Below are 14,170 nucleotides of genomic sequence, written 5' to 3'. Positions count from 1 at the left end.
GGTGGAGATTCGCGTTCTGGGTGGCCTTACGGTGCAACTTTCGGCGGGCAGCCTGCACCCGGGTACGCCGAAACAACAGACCGTTCTCGCGTTGCTCGTGGCACAGCCTGGTCAGCTCGTGACCGTCGAGGATCTGGTGGATGAACTCTGGCCCGCCGAACCGCCACGATCCGCCGTTGCGAACGTGCGTACCTACGCCGCCAATCTGCGGCGGAACTTCGAGGCACTGGCACCCGGCGCGGAAGTCCTGGTGCGACACGCCAGCGGTTATCGGCTGCAGGTCGGGCTGGAACAGATTGACGTCAACCGTTTCGAGGCCGAGTACCGACAGGCCCGGGTCGGGCTCGACGACGGCGCGCTGGACCCGACCGCGGAGCTGCTCGAGCGGGCCGTGGGCCGGTGGCGAGGGCCGATGCTCGCCGGCGTTCCGCTCGGACCGGTGCTGACCGCGCGCACCGTGGCCGCCGAGGAGATGCGGCTGTTGGCCGTCGAGCTCCTGGCCGACGTCTGGACGCGGTCGGGCCGGGGCGAACAAGCCATCCCGCTGCTTCGCGAGCTGCTCGGCCTGCACCCGCTCCGGGAGTCCGCCCACCTGCTGCTGATGCGGGCGTTGTACCAGCGAGGCGACCGGGCCGAAGCGGTCGCCGCGTACCGCAGCGCGCGCGACGCGCTGCGTGGGCAGCTCGGCATCGAGCCGGGCGCCGAGCTCCAGCGCTTCCGGCGGGCCGTGGACGACGCGGACGAGCGGCAGCCGGCCGCCGCCGGGCAGCAGACGGTGATCCCCCGGACGAGGGCCGGGCTGACCCGCCCGGGTGGGCACCGGCCAGCGGCACCCACGGCGTCCGCGGAACGGTCCGGTGCTGTCAACTGGCTGCCCCGGCCGGTGACCGACTTCGTCGGACGCGGCGAGACCACCGAGCGGTTGTTGGCCGAGACCCGGCGGGTGGAGGAGCTGACCTCCGCGGTGCACGTCATCGACGGGATGGCCGGCAGCGGTAAGACGGCTCTCGCCGTACACGTGGCGCACCGGCTGGCCGCCCGCTATCCCGACGCGCAACTCTTCATCGACCTGCGTGGCCACGGCGGTGAGGAGCCGGTCGAGCCGACCGGCGCACTGGCCACCCTGCTGCGTCAACTGGGCGTACCGGGACAGCAGATCCCGGCGGAGCTGGCGTGCCGGGTCGAGGCGTGGCGACGCGAACTGGCCGGACGCCGCTGCGTCGTCGTCCTCGACAACGCCGCCAGCGGCGAGCAGGTGCGACCGCTGCTGCCGGTGCTCACGGGAACGGTGCTCATCGTCACCTCACGCCGGCGGCTCACCGGCCTGGACGTGGGGCCGCCGGAGTCGCTACCCGGAATGACCATCGAGGAAGGGCTCGCGCTGCTCGCCCGCGCGGCCGGCGCCGACCGGGTGCGGGCCGAACCGGAGGCGGCCGCCGCGGTCGTACGCCGGTGCGGGTACCTGCCGTTGGCGATCCGGCTGGCCGGCTCCCGGCTGGCCCGGCGGCGCAGCTGGCGCGTCGCCCATCTCGCCGAACTCCTGGCTGACGGTTCCCACGCGCTCGGCCAGTTCTCCGAGGAGGAGCGCACGCTGGCCGGTGTCTTCGCCACGTCGTACGAGCCGCTGAGCGAGCCCGCCAGACGGATGTTCCGAATGCTGAGCCTGCATCCGGGCAACAAGATCGACTTCGTCATGGCGGTGGCGCTCGCCGGACTCCCGATCGACACCGCGAGCCGCGCGCTCGACGAGCTCGTCGACGGCTACCTGATCGAAGAGGTGGAGACCGGCCGCTACCGCATGCACGACCTGCTCCGGCAGTACTCGTCGGAGCTGTCCGCGCGCGACGACTCCGCAGAGACCCGTCAATCGGCCCTGGCCGAGCTGCTCGACTTCGCCCTCAACGCGTCGCTGCGGGTGGCCGAGTTGCTCGAGCCCGACTTCATCCGGGACCAGGTGGCGCCGCCGCCACCGCGCCGTCCCGAACTGCTGGAAACCGCCGGCCCACCGTCGGTCGACTGGTTGGCGCGGGAGCGGGCCGAACTGGTCGCCCTCGTCGCCGGCGCCCAGGAGGCGGGCCTGCACGGCTACGCCTGGCGGTTGGCCCGGTGCCTCTGGCGGTTCTGCTACATCCGCGCGTACTTCGACGACATCCTGCTGACACACCGGCGCGGGTTGGCCGCGGCCGAGGCGGAAGGTGACGCGCACGGCATCGCCTCGATGAACAACTACCTGGCCTCCGCGTACGTCCGGACGGGCAACTACCGGCCGGCGCTGGATCACCTGTCCCGAGCCGCCGCCCTCGCCGAGCAGGAGGGGGACAGCCGTGGCCTGTTCCGGTACCGGGCCAACCTGGTGGTCGTCTACTGGCTCCGGGGTGACCTGCGACAGGCGGTGGCGGTCGGACTGGAGAGCCTTCGGGATCCACGGGGCCGCGACGGACACGACATCTCCGTCGGCCTGCCCAACGTCGGGCTGGCCCTGGCAGCATCCGGTCGCTACCAGGACGCCCTGCGGGTCCACCGGCTCCACCTCTACTGGGCGCGGATCAGCCACAGCGAATTCCACATCCTCAACGCGCTGAGCCACATCGGCGGGGTCAAGGTGCGCCTCGGCCAGCATCGGCAGGCGATCCGGCTGTTACGGGCCTCGCTCGCGCTGCGCGACCGGACCGGTCACCGCTACGCGGAAGCAGAGGTACGCAACGACCTCGGCGCCGCGTTCCGCGCCCTCGGTCGGCTGGTCGAGGCCCAGCGCGAGCACGAGCTGGCCAGGACGCTGGCGGCCGACTCGGGCGAGCGCCATGTGGAGGCGGCGGCGCTGAACGAACTCGGCCGGACCCTCGCGGTGGCCGGACGGGTGGACGAGTCCGCCGAGATGTACGCCGCCGCGCTGCGCCTCGCGACCCGGATCGGGCATCCGTACGAGCAGGGCCGGGCGTTGGCCGGGCTGGCCGAGCACTTCGCGCGTACCGAGCCGGTCGAGGCGCGCCGGCACTGGGAGCGGGCGTTGGCCATCTTCCGCCGGATGGGCGTGCCGGAACGCGTCGAGGTGGAGCGTCGGCTGGCCGAGCCCCCGGCCGTCGAACGACAGCGGTCGCGGTGAGGTGGCCGCCGCGCTTATCGATTTCTTATCGCCGGCCTCGCTAGCGTCGTCGCGGTGTCGGCCAACGGGGGAGGTTCTGGCCTGCGGTCAGGACCGGGTCGCCGAATCGCCCGCTGCTCGGGTCCCCCCCAGCGACTTGGCGGCGGGTAGGTGGGGAGCGGCGGCGTCAGGCCGTGCGGTCGCGCCGACAGCACCGCGGCGCGCGGAGTGCCGGGCGTCGCTCCTCCCCACCGCCAGTCGGTCGCATGGGCCAGGGGAGCAGGTTCCGGTCGTACCCGGAGGATAGGCTCGCGGCCGTGACCGAACCCGCGCAGCTCAGCCACGTCGACGCGGCCGGCGCGGCCCGCATGGTCGACGTCTCCGCCAAGGCGGTGACCGGGCGGTCGGCGGTCGCCGCCGGCCGGCTCCGGACCACGCCCGAGGTGGTCGACCTGCTCCGCCGCGACGGCCTGCCGAAGGGCGACGCGCTGGCCGTCGGCCGGCTCGCCGGCATCATGGGTGCCAAGCGCACGCCCGACCTGATCCCGCTCTGCCACCCGATCGCGCTGCACGCGGTCACCGTCGACCTGCGACTCACCGCCGACACGGTCGAGATCACCGCCACCACGCGGACGGCCGACCGGACGGGGGTGGAGATGGAGGCCCTGACCGCGGTCGCGGTCGCCGGCCTCGCCCTGGTCGACATGGTCAAGGCGGTCGACCCGGCGGCCTCGGTCGAGGCGGTGCGGGTGCTGCGCAAGGAGGGCGGCAAGACCGGCGAGTGGATCCGCCCGAAGGACCGGCCGTGATCCGGGCGCGGGTGGTGGTGGCCTCCAACCGGGCCGCCGCCGGCGTCTACGCCGACACCAGCGGCCCGCTGCTCGTCGCCGGCCTGCGTGAGCTCGGCTGCCAGGTCGACGAGCCGGTCGTGGTGCCCGACGGTGAGCCGGTCGGCGCCGCGTTGCGGGCCGCGCTGGCCGACGGGGTCGACGTGGTGCTCACCAGCGGTGGTACCGGCATCACTCCGTCCGACCGGACACCGGACGTGACCCGGGCGCTGCTCGACTACGAGATCCCCGGCATCGCCGAGGCGATCCGCGCCCACAGCCGCGACCGGGTGCCCACCTCGGCGCTCTCCCGGGGTCTGGCCGGCGTGGCCGGCCGGATGCTGGTGGTCAACCTGCCCGGCTCCACCGGCGGCGCGCGCGACGGGCTCGCCGTGCTCGGCCCGATCCTCGTCCACGCCGTCGACCAGCTGCGCGGCGGCGACCACTGAGCGGGGTCACTGCGCCGGCACCGCGTCCGCTGCCCCGATAGGCTCGGCGGGTGAGAACCGAAACCGCACCGGCCGCCGACCGCGCCGCCGCGCCGCCGCCGGTCGGCTGGGATCAGGCGCGTGCCCGGGTCCACGCTGCCGGTCTGGCCGCCGCGCTTCCGGTGGTCGCCCGACCGCTCGTCGAGACCGACGGGCAGACCCTCGCCGAGCCGCTGACCACCCGTACCGACCTGCCCGCCTTCCCCACCTCCAGCGTGGACGGCTGGGCGGTGCGCGGCGCCGGGCCCTGGCAGGTCGTCGGCCGGGTGCTCGCCGGCGGCAGCCCTCCGCCGCTGACCCAGGACGGCACCACCGTCGAGATCGCCACCGGCGCGATGGTGCCCCCGGGCACCACGGCGGTGCTGCGGATCGAGGAGTCCGAGCGGACGCCGGACGGCCGGGTCGCCGGCACGCCGCGGGTCACGCCGGAGTGGCGCGAGCCCGGCGAGGAGGCGTACGCCGGCGAGGAGTTGCTGCCGGCCGGAGCGCCGGTCGACCCGGCGGTGATCGGGCTGGCCGCCTCGTGCGGCTACGACACCCTGCCGGTGCGTCCCGCTCCGCGTGCCGCGCTGCTGGTCTTCGGCGACGAGCTGCTGACGGCGGGCCTGCCCGGCGCCGGCCGGGTCCGCGACGCGCTCGGCCCGGCGGTGCCGGCCTGGCTGCGCCGCTACGGCTGCGAGCTGACCGCCGACGACGTCATCGGCCCGGTGGCGGACACCCTTCCCGCGCACGTCGCGGCGCTGCGCGCGGCCCTGGGCAGCGCCGACCTGGTCTGCACCACGGGCGGCACGATGCACGGCCCGGTCGACCACCTGCACCCGGCGCTGGCCGAGCTCGGCGCCGACTACGTGGTCAACACGGTCGCGGTCCGGCCGGGGTTCCCGATGCTGCTGGCCCAGCTGACCGACGCCGACGGGCGGGTCCGCTTCGTGGCCGGGCTACCGGGCAACCCGCAGTCCGCGATCGTCGCGCTGGTCTCGCTGGTCGCACCGCTGCTCGCCGGCCTGCAGGGCCGGTCGATGCCGGTGCTGCCGCAGGTCACCCTGGCCGAGCCGGTGCCCGGTCGAGGTGACTTCACCCATCTCGCCCTGGTCCGGCTGGACCGTGCGGCCGGTACCGCCCACCCGGTGCGGCACGTCGGCTCGGCGATGCTGCGTGGGCTCGCCGGTGCGGACGGCTTCGCGGTGATCCGCCCGGGCACCAGCGGCGAGCCGGGCTCGCCGGTGCCGGTGGTGCCGCTGCCGCTGCTGCCCGGGGAGCGGACGTCGTGACCGCGCCGGCGCTCGCCTTCGGTGAGGTCACCGACCGGCCGCTCGACCTGGCCGCGCACGAGGCGGCGGTCGCCGACGCCCGGGCCGGGGCGGTGGTCTCCTTCCAGGGCGTGGTCCGCGACCACGACGACGGCCGGGCCGTGACCAGCCTGGAGTACGAGGGTCATCCGAGCGCCCAGCAGATCCTGCGCGAGGTGGCGGCCGAGATCGCCGCGGACCCCGACGTGTACGCGGTCGCCGTGTCGCACCGGGTCGGTCCGCTCGCCATCGGCGACGTGGCCCTGGTCGCGGCGGTCAGCACGGCACACCGGGCCGCCGCGTTCGCGGCCTGCGCGCGACTGGTCGACGAGGTGAAGGCGCGACTGCCGATCTGGAAGCGTCAGGTCTTCGCCGACGGCACCGAGGAGTGGGTCAACTGCCCGTGACCGGTGCGGGCGCCGGGTCGCGGCCCGGCGCTCAGCGGCGGGCGTTGACCGAGACCCGGCCCATCCGGTCGCTGTAGAACACCGGCTCCGCCCCCGGCCGCCAGGGCAGCCCGGCGACCAGCACGATCAGCGCCACCGCCAGCGAGTTCTCCATCAGCGCGCCGAAGAGACCGTCCTGGTAGTGCGAGACCTCGGGCAGCTGGTGCTCGTACGGCCAGATCGGGGAGATCAGGAAGAGCAGGTAGAGCCCGATCGCGGCGACGCCGTGCCGCAGCCCGGTCAACGTCGGGTACCAGATCGGCGGGCGCAGCCCGCTCACCCCCGGCAGGCCGCCGTTCCCGGACAGCTGGGCGGCCCGGTGCGCCGGGCCTCGGCTCGCCTCGCGACGGCGTACCGCGGCGTCGGCCAGCACGATGATCGCCGGGATCACCCACACCAGGTGGTGCGTCCAGGAGATCGGGCTGATCACGTTGGCGGTCAGCCCGACCAGGGTGAACGCGGTCAGTTCGTCGCCGTCCGCGTGTGAGTTGGCGGCCCGGGAAAGGCCCAGCGCCAGGATCAGCACGGAGAACGCCAACCAGAGCAGACCGGGCGTCTCGATCGAGTCGTAGAGCCGGGCCAGCAGCCCGGCCAGCGACTGGTTCGGGGTCATGTCGGCCGCGCCGACCCGCTCGGTCTGCCAGAGCACGCTGCCGAAGTAGGCGCGCGACTCGTTGCCGACGACCGCGAACGTGCCGACGGTGACCCCGATCGTGGTGCCGATCGCGGTGAACGCGGCCCGCCACTGCCGGGTGATCATCAGGTAGGCGATGAAGAGCGCGGGGGTGAGCTTGACCGCGGTGGCCAGCCCGATGCCGGCGCCCGCCCAGGCGCCGCTGTAGATGAACCGCAGCAGCGGGCCGTCCTCGGCCGCCGCGTGGGTGCCGCGGCGGGAGCGCCAGCGGAGACCGATCATGTCGGCGATGATCAGCGCGAAGAGCAGCAGGTTGACCTGGCCGTAGCCGAGCGTCTCGCGGACCGGCTCGATGGCCGCGGCGAGCGGCACCGCGATGGCGACCGAGAACCACAGCGGCCAGGCGAGCCGGTCGACGATCGGGCGGAGCAGCCCGGCCAGCACGACCGCCAGCGCGGTGAGACTGGCCAGCGCGTTGACCAGACCGGCCGCCTGCACCGGCAGATGCGCCATCGGCAGCATGACCAGGCCGGCGAACGGCGGGTAGGTGAACCCGAGGGTGGTGTCCGGAGCGATGAACTCGTAGAGCTCGTGGCCGCTGGCCCACCACACGATCGCGCCGTGATAGATCTTCATGTCGAAGAAGTTGTACGGCCGGCCGAAGACGCCGATGGCGAGCCACGCGGCGTAGGCGACGAAGGCCACGATGCCGGCCCGTACCAGTGTCCCGAGCCGCCCTCCGACCAACGCGGTCGTGACAGTGCGATCGATCCCACTCGTGACCCGCTGAACGAGGGCGAGGCGGTCCGCCCGTCTCCCGACGGTCGTCGGCACGGCGTGGCCACCCCCATACCAAGGTCGTCGTCCTACCCGTCCAGGTCCTGCACGGAGCCTAGAACGGCGCCTCACGTTAGTGCCTCCCGCGTTATGCGACCGTGTCCGATCCCACACATGTTTTTGACATTTCCACCGCGTTAACGCCTACCGGGTGGTTCAGGTGATTCGCGGTGTTGGGAGGGGTGCGGCGCATTGAGGGGAGGTATAGATGCAGGTCAACCAGGGATTCGCCGAGCTGTGGCGGCGGACCGGACGGCGATCCGGGCCTCCCGCCGGGCGGTGCGGACGGCCCGACCCACCGAACGTCGAGAGTGGCCGATGCGGTGGCCGGTCCGCCAGCGCAGCCCCGGCTTGCCCTCGGTGTCGGCGGCGGCCAGCAGCAGCCCGCCGAGGAGGCCGACGTTCTTCAGGAAGTGGATCTGGTTGTTGGTCCGCGCGAGGGGGTCGTCGTTCTTCCAGAAGGGATGCCCGGCGAGGGTCACCGGCACCAGCGTGCCGGCCAGCACCAGCGCCGCCGGCCGGGTGAGCCGCCCGGTGGCGAACATCAGCCCGGCGCCGACCTGCACCGCCGCGTTGGCCCGGATCAGGGTCGCGGTGTCGGTGGGGAGGCGGGGGTTGACCCGCTGGATCAGCGGAGCCACCCGGTCGGTCAGCGGCTCGGCCGACGGCACCAGCCGGCCGGGGCTGGTGAAGTTGCGGTACCCGCTGACCACGAAGATGCCGCTCAACATGGCGCGGGCGAGAGAGCGTACGGGTTTCATGGCTCAGTCATACCCCCTCGCGACCCCGGCCACCCCTGCAACCGCCGATCCGGATCGGCGACGGTGCACGCTGCGCCACGCCGAATCGAGCGACCGTCGCGGATGGACCGCCTCCGGCGGGTAACGTCGCGCGGGTGACGACGTTGCGGCTGCGACCCGAGGACCCGGCCGACGCCGGCCCGGTCCGGCGGGTGCTCGCCGCCGCGTTCGCGCGCCCCGACGTGGCCACCCCGCCCGAGGTGGGCCTCGTCGACGAGCTGCGGGGCAGCGACGTCTGGATTCCGGAGCTCGCCATGGTCGCCGAGTACGGCGGCGAGGTCGTCGGCTACGCGCTGCTCACCCGGGTGCGGGTTAAGTCCGAGCGGGGCTCGGAGCCGGCGCTGGCCCTCGGGCCACTGGCGGTGGCTCCGCACCGACAACGGGTCGGGCACGGCACCGCCGTGGTGCAGGCCGCGTTGGACGCCGCCACCGAGCTGGGCGAGCGACTGGTCGTGGTGCTCGGCGACCCGGGCTACTACCGGCGGTTCGGCTTCGAGCGGGCCGACCGGATGGGGCTGACCAGCCCGTGGTCGGGGCTGGGCGAGCCCTGGCAGTGCCTGGTGCTGCCCCCGTCGACCAGCGACGCCGGCCCGCCGCCACAGGGTGAGGTGGTCTTTCCGCCGCCCTGGTCCAAGGTCTGAGCCGCTCCGCCCGATCGCGCTCGGGGCGTGGGCCGGGTGGGCGCGGCCGGGTCGCGGTCAGGCCGGCTGGGTGCGCAGGTACCGGCCGAAGTGCGGCACGGTGAACGCGACGGTACCCCGCTCGCCGGAGTAGATCAGGCCCTTCTTGATCAGAGCGTCCCGGGCCGGGGAGAGGCTGGCCGGCTTGCGGCCGAGGGACCGGGCTATCTCCGCGGTCGGCACCGCCGCGTCCATGTCGTCCCGGACCGGGGCGCCCGTCTCGGCCTCCACCAGCGACAGGGTGGCCATCGCCCGCATGTACTCGCGCTCGGCCGGCGTGGCGCGTTCGAACCGTGAGCCGAAGAAGCCGACGGCCAGCTCCGCCTCGGCCTCGGGGGCGGCGACCCGGACGTCCGCGGCGGTGATCGGGGAGCGCGGGGCGTGGTCCCAGGTGGCCTTCCCGTACGCCTGGACGAAGTAGGGGTAGCCGCCGGACTTCTCGTAGAGCAGGTCGAGCGCCTTCTGCTCGTACTCCACCTCCTCGCGCTCCGCCGGCGCGCAGAACGCCTGGTCGGCGGCGATCCGGTCGAGCCGGTCGATGCGCTGGTAGCGGAAGAGCCGTTCCGAGTAGGACTTCGCCGCGCTGAGCACGGCCGGCAGATGGGGCAGGCCGGCGCCGACCACGATCAGCGGTGCGCCGAGCTGGGAGAGTTCGTGGCAGGCGGCGCAGAGCGCCGAGACGTCCTCGGGGCCGAGATCCTGCATCTCGTCGATGAAGATGGCGATGCCGGTGCCCACGTCGCTGGCGACCGCCGCCGCGTCGCTCAGCAGCTCGACCAGGTCGATCTCGATGTCCCCGGAGTCGGCCCGGCCGCTGCTGGCGGGCACGTCGATGCCGGGCTGCCAGCGGTCGCGTAGCTTGGTCGCGGCCCCGGCCCGGCCGGCGGGCGTGGCGCGTAGCGCGAACGCCTTGAGTACGCCGAGAAACGCGTCGATCCGGTCCGGCGCGCGGTGTCGGGGGGCGAGTTCCCGCACGGCCATGTGCAGCGCGGCGGCCACCGGACGGCGCAGCGACTGGTCCGGCCGAGCTTCGATCTTGCCGGTGCCCCAGAGCCGGCTGATCGCCTGTGAGCGAAGGGTGTTGAGCAGCACGGTCTTGCCGACGCCGCGCAGACCGGTGAGCATCAGGCTCCGCTCCGGCCGCCCTCGGGCGATGCGTTCCAGTACGACGTCGAAGACGTCCAGCTCCCGCCCCCGCCCGGCGAGTTCGGGCGGGCGCTGGCCGGCGCCCGGGGCGTACGGGTTGCGGACCGGATCCACGCATCGCAGAGTATCGGGCCGTCTAGCTGCCGGGCTAGACATGGATAGATGGGGCTACCGGCGTGTCGGGACCGTCGACATAAAACTAGGGCTGTCTAGCCTCCACGCTAGACAGCCCTAGTTTTGCCTACGACTACCGCTCCTTGAGGCAGAGCACGTAGTCCAGCACGTCGATCGTGTTGTCGTGGACGTAGTTCGCGGTGGCCTGCGGTGCCAGCGTCTCGCACCGGTCGCCGTCGGTCGTCGCCGGAATCCGCAGCAGCACCTGGTACGTGTTCGGGCCGCACGGCACCTTGCGCAGCTCGGCCTCGTTGTCCGTGCCGTCGTTGACCACGCAGTCGCCGGTGGCGAACTCCTCGTCGTCCTCGCTCGGGCTCGGCCCGGCCGACGACGGCCCGGTGGACGGTTCGGTGGGGGCACCCAGTGACGGCGCCGGCGCCGAACTCGTCGAATCGTCGTTCGCCACCCGCCACACGGCCCAACCGCTCAGCGCGAGGCAGGGGCAGAGCAGGAGCAGCACCGCCAGGATGACGATCAGCGCGATCCGGCCGCCGCGTCCCTTCGCCGGCGGGGCGGCCGGCGGCATTCCGTAGCCGCCCGGCGCGGGTGGCATCCCGTAGCCAGCGGGCCCGGGCGGCGGCGCGCCCCACTGGCCGGCGGCCGGAGCGGGTGCCGGGCCGGCCGGCGGAAAGGGCCCGGGTGGCGGTGACCCGGCCGCGCCCGGCGGCGGATAGCCGGAGCCGGAGGTGGGCGGCGGGCCCCACATCGGTGCCGTCGGCGGCTCGGCGCCCTGGGCCGGCGGCGGGGCCCATTGCGGCTGGGTGGGTGGCTCGGCGCCCTGGGCCGGCGGCGGACCCCACTGGGGTTGGGTGGGTGGCTCGATGTCGTCCGGCTGGCCGGAACCGGGTGGTCCGTAGGTGCTCATCTCATCCCCAGGGGTGCGTGGGTCAGCGCTGCTTCAGGCAGAGGACGAAGTCGAGGGTGTCCAGCTCGCTGTCGAAGAAGTACCAGTTGGTGTAGCCGGACACCTTGGCGCACTTCGCCTCGGCGTCCTTCTCCCCACTGGTCACACCCTCGATGCGGCGCAGTACCTCGTACGACTTCGGGGCGCAGTCGCTGATCAGCAGCTTCGGCTTCCCACCGGCCGTACCCTCGTTACGGACGCACTGCCCGACCTTGACGAACCGCGGGTCGGCCGACGACTCCGGTGCGGGCGCGCTCGGCACGTCCGTCGGGTCGGCGACGTCCGCGTCCGGCCCCTCGGCCGTCGCAGGCTGGGTCGGCCCCGCCACCGGTGCCGGCTCGTCCTGGCCGAGGAGGACGAAGAGCGCCGCACCGCCGGCCAGCACGAGCAGCGTGACGACCGCCAGCACCGCGATCAACGGCCCGCGACCGCGGCGCGGGGGCGGCGGCGCCGGATCACCGCCGTACGTCACCGGCCCGCCAGGATAGGCGGAGGTGTCGTAGCCCGGCGAGGGTGCTGGATGTGGCTCGGCCGCGTAGCGGGGCTCGGGGGTGTAGCGAGGATCGGCGTCGTACTGGTACCCGTTGCCGTAGCGGGAGCCGTCGTCGTAGCGGGAGTCCTCGTCGTGGCGTGGCCTCGGTTCACCCCATCCGGGCTGCCCGGCCGGCGGCCCGTACGGCTGCTCAGCCGGTCGCCCCTGCCACGGTTCCGGGGAGCCGCCGCCCGCAGATCCGTAGTTCGCCATGCACGCCTCCTGCGGGAGTGGTGAGAGGCCGGCCACCAAGGCGGGACGCCGACGCCGAGGTCACCGTAGCGTGGACCAGCGATGAGCTCGACTCCACCAAGTGCGACCCGGCCCGCCGATCCTTCCGGACGGCCCGCCGTGATCGCCGCCGCCGCAACCGCCCCGGGCCTGATCTGGACCGCCCTGATCGTGGTCTACCTGCTCTGGGGCTCCACCTATCTCGGCATCCGGATCGCGGTCGAGACGTTGCCGCCGCTCGCCTCGGCGGCGGCCCGATTCGCCGCCGCCGCCGTGGTGCTGGCGCTCGTGCTCCGGATCCGCCGGGGGCCGGGCGCGCTCCGCGTCGACCGGCGGCAGCTCGGCTCCGCGGCGCTGGTGGGGGTGCTGCTGCTCGCCGGCGGCAACGGGCTGGTGGTGCTCGCCGAATCCGGTCCGCCCGGTACGGCGCTGCCCTCCGGGATCGCCGCGCTGCTGGTCGCCACCGTGCCGCTGCTGGTGGTGCTGCTCCGCTCGGCCACCGGGGACCGACCCCGGTTCTGGACCTTCGCCGGCGTCACCCTCGGCTTCCTCGGCCTGGTCCTGCTGGTCCTGCCGACCGGTGGGGCGGACAGTGTGCCGCTGGCCGGGGCGCTCACCGTGGTGGCGGGGGCCGTCTCCTGGTCGGTCGGGTCGTTCCTCTCCGGGCGGATCCGGATGCCCGCCGACCCGTTCGTCGCCACCGTCTACGAGATGATCGCCGGGGCGGTGGTGCTCGCCGTGCTCGCCTTGGGCCGGGGGGAGCTGCGCGGCTTCGACCCGAGCCAGGTGAGCACCCGCTCCTGGCTCGCGCTCGGTTACCTGATGGTCGCCGGCTCGCTGGTCGCCTTCACCGCGTACGTCTGGCTGCTGCACCACGCGCCGATCTCGCTCGTCGCGACGTACGCCTACGTCAACCCGGTGGTGGCGGTGGCGCTCGGCGCGGTGCTGGTGGCCGAGCCGATCACCACGCAGGTGCTGCTCGGCGGTGCGGTGATCGTGGCCGGCGTGGCCCTGGTGGTGAGCACCGAGCGACCCCGCCGGGCACGCGACGGGGCGGAGCCGGCCGCGTCCCGCCGGTAGCATCCCGGCCCGTGTCGACGGGACTGGTGACCGGAGCGACGCTCCTCGGCGTCCTCGCCGGCCTCGCTACGCCGACCGTCGCTCGCCGCTTCCTGCCCGCCGCCTCACCGGACGCCACCGCGACCGTCGGCGACGGCCGGATCGCCCGCACCATGCGCTCCAGCGGCGGCCGGATCATCCCGGGCGTGGCCGGGGCGGCGGTCTTCGGCGGGCTCGCCGCAGCTCGGGGCGCCGACCCGGCCCTGCCGGCGTTCCTGCTGGTCGCGGCGGTCGGGCTGGTGTTGGCCGTGGTGGATCTGGCCTGCCTGCGGCTCCCCGACCCGCTGGTGGCCACGGCCACGGTCGCCGCCGCGCTTGCACTGCTCGTGGCCGCACTCGTCGGGGGCACCCCGGCCCGGCTGGCGCTGGCCGTGGCCGGTGCCGCCGTCTCACTCGCCGTTCACCTGGCGCTGGCGCTGCTGCCCGGCTCCCGGCTCGGCGCCGGCGACGTGAAGCTCGCCGCCGCGCTCGGCCTGCCGCTCGGTTGGCTGGGCTGGCCGACCCTCGGTTGGGGGCTGGTCCTGCCGCACGTGCTCAACGGACTCGTGGTGCTCGCGCTGCTCACCACCCGCCGCGTCCGGCGGGACACCGCCCTGCCGTTCGGCCCGGCGATCCTCGCCGGCGCCTGGCTGGCCGCTCTTCTCGCCTGACACCTTCCGCCCTGGTGCGCGCCGGCGAGGTGCCACCGGCACGGCCGTGCGCTCCGGGCCGACACTCACCGCCGCCCCTGCCGGGGAGCGATATACCGGAGAGGCATCAATATGACTCTGAGGTATACCGCTGACAACCAGATGGCCGACCCGGCCCGGCTCGGGCAGCTTCCCGGCCCGGCACGGCCGCTCCCCGGCCCGGCGAGCCGTGTCGGCCGCCCGGCCGTGGGCCTGAGCCGGACGCTCCTATGCCGCGTCAAGTGGTTGTGGTGGGGTTTCGAGGCGTCGGTAGAGCTCTCGGGCGATGTAGCGCTTGAGGCAGCGTTTGATC

Annotated in this window: 13 protein-coding genes; 8 read left to right on the top strand and 5 right to left on the bottom strand. The window is 74.0% G+C overall.

Annotated features, from left to right (window positions below):
* Position 1 precedes the first annotated feature (1 nt).
* The 5 genes from ACIP9D_RS04785 to ACIP9D_RS04765 all read left to right on the top strand — a co-directional run bounded on the left by ACIP9D_RS04785 (position 2) and on the right by ACIP9D_RS04765 (position 6,093).
* Positions 2-3,103, top strand: a complete 3,102-nt coding sequence (locus ACIP9D_RS04785; protein WP_400449345.1) for an AfsR/SARP family transcriptional regulator — start codon at positions 2-4, stop codon at positions 3,101-3,103.
* 296 nt (positions 3,104-3,399) lie between these two features.
* Entirely contained in the window at positions 3,400-3,891 is a 492-nt protein-coding gene (gene moaC, locus ACIP9D_RS04780; RefSeq protein WP_350868743.1) for a cyclic pyranopterin monophosphate synthase MoaC, read from the top strand.
* Complete coding sequence (locus tag ACIP9D_RS04775; protein WP_350868745.1) at positions 3,888-4,358, top strand: MogA/MoaB family molybdenum cofactor biosynthesis protein; 471 nt, start codon at positions 3,888-3,890, stop codon at positions 4,356-4,358. The genes moaC and ACIP9D_RS04775 overlap by 4 nt, the downstream gene beginning before the upstream one ends.
* A 50-nt stretch (positions 4,359-4,408) precedes the next feature.
* Positions 4,409-5,668, top strand: coding sequence for a molybdopterin molybdotransferase MoeA (locus tag ACIP9D_RS04770; RefSeq protein ID WP_350868746.1), 1,260 nt, complete (start codon positions 4,409-4,411; stop codon positions 5,666-5,668).
* Complete coding sequence (locus tag ACIP9D_RS04765; protein WP_350868748.1) at positions 5,665-6,093, top strand: molybdenum cofactor biosynthesis protein MoaE; 429 nt, start codon at positions 5,665-5,667, stop codon at positions 6,091-6,093. The genes ACIP9D_RS04770 and ACIP9D_RS04765 overlap by 4 nt, the downstream gene beginning before the upstream one ends.
* Positions 6,094-6,124: 31 nt before the next feature.
* On the opposite strand, the gene ACIP9D_RS04760 is transcribed toward ACIP9D_RS04765, so the two are convergent.
* Together ACIP9D_RS04760 and ACIP9D_RS04755 are read right to left on the bottom strand one after the other, a co-directional pair.
* Positions 6,125-7,600: a glycosyltransferase 87 family protein gene (locus tag ACIP9D_RS04760; protein ID WP_350868750.1), complete on the bottom strand. Its 1,476-nt coding sequence runs from the start codon at positions 7,598-7,600 to the stop codon at positions 6,125-6,127.
* A 218-nt stretch (positions 7,601-7,818) separates the two neighbouring features.
* On the bottom strand, positions 7,819-8,364 hold the full coding sequence (locus ACIP9D_RS04755; protein ID WP_350868752.1) for a DoxX family protein: 546 nt from the start codon (positions 8,362-8,364) through the stop codon (positions 7,819-7,821).
* 134 nt (positions 8,365-8,498) lie between these two features.
* Here ACIP9D_RS04755 and ACIP9D_RS04750 point away from each other — a divergent pair, with 134 nt between their 5' ends.
* Positions 8,499-9,044: an N-acetyltransferase gene (locus ACIP9D_RS04750; RefSeq protein ID WP_350868753.1), complete on the top strand. Its 546-nt coding sequence runs from the start codon at positions 8,499-8,501 to the stop codon at positions 9,042-9,044.
* A 57-nt stretch (positions 9,045-9,101) separates the two neighbouring features.
* Here the strand turns inward: ACIP9D_RS04750 and ACIP9D_RS04745 are convergent, their stop codons facing one another.
* The 3 genes from ACIP9D_RS04745 to ACIP9D_RS04735 all read right to left on the bottom strand — a co-directional run bounded on the left by ACIP9D_RS04745 (position 9,102) and on the right by ACIP9D_RS04735 (position 11,779).
* Complete coding sequence (locus ACIP9D_RS04745; RefSeq protein WP_350868755.1) at positions 9,102-10,343, bottom strand: ATP-binding protein; 1,242 nt, start codon at positions 10,341-10,343, stop codon at positions 9,102-9,104.
* A gap of 133 nt (positions 10,344-10,476) precedes the next feature.
* Entirely contained in the window at positions 10,477-10,881 is a 405-nt protein-coding gene (locus ACIP9D_RS04740) for a hypothetical protein (protein ID WP_350868832.1), read from the bottom strand.
* Positions 10,882-11,290: 409 nt separating this feature from the next.
* Positions 11,291-11,779, bottom strand: a complete 489-nt coding sequence (locus tag ACIP9D_RS04735) for a hypothetical protein (protein ID WP_350868833.1) — start codon at positions 11,777-11,779, stop codon at positions 11,291-11,293.
* Between the two features lie 354 nt (positions 11,780-12,133).
* Here ACIP9D_RS04735 and ACIP9D_RS04730 point away from each other — a divergent pair, with 354 nt between their 5' ends.
* Both ACIP9D_RS04730 and ACIP9D_RS04725 read left to right on the top strand, forming a co-directional pair.
* Positions 12,134-13,150 carry an EamA family transporter gene (locus ACIP9D_RS04730; protein ID WP_350868757.1) on the top strand — a complete coding sequence of 339 codons (1,017 nt, stop codon included), beginning with the start codon at positions 12,134-12,136 and terminating at the stop codon, positions 13,148-13,150.
* A gap of 11 nt (positions 13,151-13,161) precedes the next feature.
* Positions 13,162-13,839 carry an A24 family peptidase gene (locus tag ACIP9D_RS04725; protein WP_350868759.1) on the top strand — a complete coding sequence of 226 codons (678 nt, stop codon included), beginning with the start codon at positions 13,162-13,164 and terminating at the stop codon, positions 13,837-13,839.
* Positions 13,840-14,170: the final 331 nt, after the last annotated feature.

The sequence above is a fragment of the Micromonospora sp. NPDC093243 genome, assembly GCF_044753725.1.
GTDB lineage: Bacteria > Actinomycetota > Actinomycetes > Mycobacteriales > Micromonosporaceae > Micromonospora.
This window is presented reverse-complemented; position numbering and strand designations above follow the sequence as displayed.

Excerpts from the sequence above, each read along its gene's own strand:
- ACIP9D_RS04755 (WP_350868752.1), bottom strand. The coding sequence starts at position 8,364 with ATGAAACCCGTACGCTCTCTCGCCCGCGCCATGTTGAGCGGCATCTTC.
- ACIP9D_RS04730 (WP_350868757.1), top strand. The coding sequence starts at position 12,134 with ATGAGCTCGACTCCACCAAGTGCGACCCGGCCCGCCGATCCTTCCGGA.